Origin of the sequence: Streptomyces niveiscabiei, from assembly GCF_001419795.1 — a bacterium.
Classification (GTDB): Bacteria; Actinomycetota; Actinomycetes; order Streptomycetales; family Streptomycetaceae; genus Streptomyces; species Streptomyces niveiscabiei.
In genome coordinates, this window is sequence record NZ_LIRL01001211.1 from 1 (window position 1) to 3,253 (window position 3,253).

A 3,253-nucleotide genomic window follows, 5' to 3' on the forward strand; every position below is an offset into this window, starting at 1 on the left:
GGCTTGCCCGCGCGGGCGAGCAGGATCGCGAGGAGGTACGCCTGCTGCCGGGGCCCGGGGTCCACTTCGACGCCGTCCCGCCAGACCCGCAGCGGGCCGAGAACCTGTAAGCGCAGGCGCGCCCCGGAGGAAGCCATGCCCACCTCTCCCCCTGCTCACGGACCGACCGCGACCGGCTGCGGCACGGCCACTGTACGGTCGCCCGGTGGTCCGGTCCATGCGCCGGCTCGACGCCGACTGAACGATCCGTGAAGGCCGCCGGGAACGAGGTCCCGGCCGCGTTCCGGTTCCGTCCAGTGCCGCGCCGTAGCGTTCCGTCGAGCGTGAACGGGTCGTCGTCCGAGGGAAGGGGCTGGTTCATCGTGAGCGGGAAACCGACGATCGTGCTCGTGCACGGAGCCTTCGCCGACAGCAGTGGTTTCAACGCCGTCACCAAGCGGCTCGTCGCCGACGGCCACGCCGTGGTCGCCGCGCCGAACCCCCTCCGGGGGCTCGCCTCCGACGCGGCGGACGTCAGAGCGCTGTTGGACAGCGTCGAGGGACCGGTCGTGCTGGTCGGGCACTCCTACGGCGGCGCGGTCATCTCCATGGCCGCCGAGGGAAACCCGAACGTGAAGGCGCTGGTCTACCTCGCGGCGTTCGTGCCGGAGACGGGCGAGAGCGCGCAGGCCCTGGCGGCGAGGTTCCCGGGCAGCACCGTGGGCGAGTCCCTCAGGCCCGTACCGCTGCCGGACGGCCAGGTGGACCTCTACTTCGCCCCCGAGGTCTTCCACCCCCACTTCGCGGCCGACGTACCGGCACCGGAAGCCGCCCTCCACGCGATCACACAGCGCCCCGCCACCGCCGCCGCCCTGGGCGAGCCCGCCTCGGGACCGCAGGCGTGGCACACGATCCCGGCCTACAACCTGATCAGCGGCGCCGACCGGATCATCCCCCCGGCGGCCCAGGAGTTCATGGCCCGGCGCTCCGGAGCGCGGACCCAGATCGTCGAGGGCGCCTCGCACCTGGTGTTCGTCTCCCGCCCGGGCGCGGCGGTGGGCCTCATCGAGACAGCCGTTCAGGAACGGACGCCGATCCGCTGACCGCGCGAGCGGCCGGCACGGACCAGAGGAGGACCATGTCCGAGAAAGTGATCCCGGGACGCAACACCGCCGCCGCCGAGAACGGCGTCGTCGTCTTCCACATCGGCCTGCGCATCAACCGGCTGCGGGCACTCTCCAGCTGGCTGCCGGCTTTCAGGTCGATGCCGCGCATGCTGCGCGAACTGTCGCGGGAGAAGAGCCGCGGCCTCCTCGGCTACAAGGTCCTCTACGGCGGCCTCCGGGACTTCTACGTCGTCCAGTACTGGACCGACAAGGACAGCCTCCTGGCCTACGCCCACCAGCGCGACCTCGAACACCGCCCCGCCTGGACCGAGTTCAACCGCCGCGCCCGCGCCGGGAAGGGCAACGTCGGCATCTGGCACGAGACGTTCATCGTCCCGGCGGGCTCCTACGAGTCGGTGTACGTCGACATGCCCGCCTACGGCCTCGCCGCCGCGACCGGCGTCGTCCCGGTCGCCCGCCGCGGCGACACGGCGGCCCAGCGTCTGGGTGCGGCGGAGAGGTAGCCGCCGGTTCCCCGAGGGCCGCGGGTCAGGCCCCCTTGGCCGCCGGCTCCAGGATCGCCACGCACTCCAGGTGATGCGTCATCGGGAACAGGTCGAACGCCCGAAGCGTCCGCACCCGGTACCCCCCGTCCCGGAAGTACCCCAAGTCCCGGGCCAGCGCGGCCGGATCGCACGCCACGTACGCGATCCGGCGGGCGCCGAGGGACGCGAGGTGCTGGACGGTGGACCGGCCGGCGCCCGCGCGAGGCGGGTCGAGGACGATCAGGTCGACCTCGGTGATGCCGGTGCGGGGCAGGACGGCGTCCACCTTGCCCTGCTCGATGCGGACGCGCGGGAACTCGGCGAGGTTGTGCCGCGCGTCCTCGACGGCGCGCTTGCCGGACTCGATGCCGAGGACGGCGCCCTTCTCGCCGAGGCGGTCGGCGAGGGCGCCGGCGAAGAGGCCGACGCCGCAGTAGAGGTCGAGGGCCATCTCGCCCTTGCGGGGCAGGAGGCCCTGCATGACGGCGAGGACCAGGGTGTCGGCCGCCTTGGGGTGGACCTGCCAGAAGCCGCCGCTGCCGACCCGGTGCGTACGCCCGTCGGCGCGCTCGCGGACGAAGGGCCGGCCGTGGACGCGGTGGACGCCGCCGTCCTTCTCCTCGACGCGCATGACGGAGACGGGTTTGTCGAGCTCGACGAGGGGAAGGCGGGCGCCGGGCCGGGGCGTGAGGATGACCTGCCGGTCCTGGGACCCGGTCGCGGCGATCGCCTCGACGGAGTCCATCCCGATCCAGTCCCGCTTCTCGATGCCGAGTTCGGAGACGCCCGGCGCCGCGATCATGCAGTGGTCGATGACCTCGACCTCGTGCGAGCGGTGCCGGCGAAGCCCCGCGTTGCCGTCCGTGTCGACGGCGTACTGCACCCGCGTACGCCACTGCGGCACCTCACCGGCGGGCAGCTTGTCGCCCTCGGCGGGCATGACGGTGCCGTCCCAGCCGGCCTCCTCGGGGGTGAGCCCGGCGAGCCGCAGGAGCTGCTCGGCGAGGACCTCGCCCTTCATCCGCCGCTGGGCCCCGGGCTTGGCGTGCTGCCAGTCGCAGCCGCCGCACCTGCCGGGCCCGGCGAAGGGGCACGGCGCCTCGACGCGGTCCTTGGACGCGGTGAGCACCTCGACGGCGTCGGCCCGCAGGAACCGCGCCCCCTCCTCGCCCTCGGTGACCCGCGCGAGCACCCGCTCCCCGGGCAGGGCGTGCCGGACGAACAGCACCTGCCCCTCGTCGGTCCGCGCGATGCAGTGCCCGCCGTGGGCGACGGCCCCGACCTCGACCTCGTACTCCCGCCCGACGAGGGACTCCGCGCCGGACTCCTCCCCGCCGCGCCCTGCGCGAGCCTTCCCCGCCTGCTGTTTCTTCGGTTCTGCCTGCATGGCGGGGTGACTCCAGATCGGAAAGGCGACGGGGGGTGCGCGGCGGAGGCGGCAGCCTCAGGACCGCCGTACGACGACAGCCGTCCAGTCTAGGCCCTGCGCACGACCCCGACGACCGCCGCCGAAGCCGCGCACGGAGCCGCCCCGACGCCGACCGCCGAAGCCCCCACGGGCCCGCCTCGGCTCCGCCCGCCGGAGCCGCGCACGGGCCCCGCAGAGCGACGCCCGCGCCGCCC

Annotated in this window: 3 protein-coding genes; 2 read left to right on the plus strand and 1 reads right to left on the minus strand. The window is 74.0% G+C overall.

Features of this window, described 5'->3' with window-relative positions; translation table 11 throughout:
- The first annotated feature begins 362 nt into the window (after positions 1-362).
- Positions 363-1,082, plus strand: coding sequence for an alpha/beta fold hydrolase (locus AOK24_RS42150; protein WP_063799624.1), 720 nt, complete (start codon positions 363-365; stop codon positions 1,080-1,082).
- A gap of 35 nt (positions 1,083-1,117) precedes the next feature.
- Entirely contained in the window at positions 1,118-1,609 is a 492-nt protein-coding gene (locus AOK24_RS42155) for a DUF4188 domain-containing protein (RefSeq protein WP_055725160.1), read from the plus strand.
- Positions 1,610-1,634: 25 nt separating this feature from the next.
- On the opposite strand, the gene AOK24_RS42160 is transcribed toward AOK24_RS42155, so the two are convergent.
- Positions 1,635-3,017: a class I SAM-dependent RNA methyltransferase gene (locus AOK24_RS42160; RefSeq protein WP_055725161.1), complete on the minus strand. Its 1,383-nt coding sequence runs from the start codon at positions 3,015-3,017 to the stop codon at positions 1,635-1,637.
- Positions 3,018-3,253 lie beyond the last annotated feature (236 nt).

Bases quoted from the DNA above. Each gene is read 5' to 3' on its own strand.
- AOK24_RS42155 (WP_055725160.1), top strand. From the start codon at position 1,118: ATGTCCGAGAAAGTGATCCCGGGACGCAACACCGCCGCCGCCGAGAAC.
- AOK24_RS42160 (WP_055725161.1), bottom strand. From the start codon at position 3,017: ATGCAGGCAGAACCGAAGAAACAGCAGGCGGGGAAGGCTCGCGCAGGG.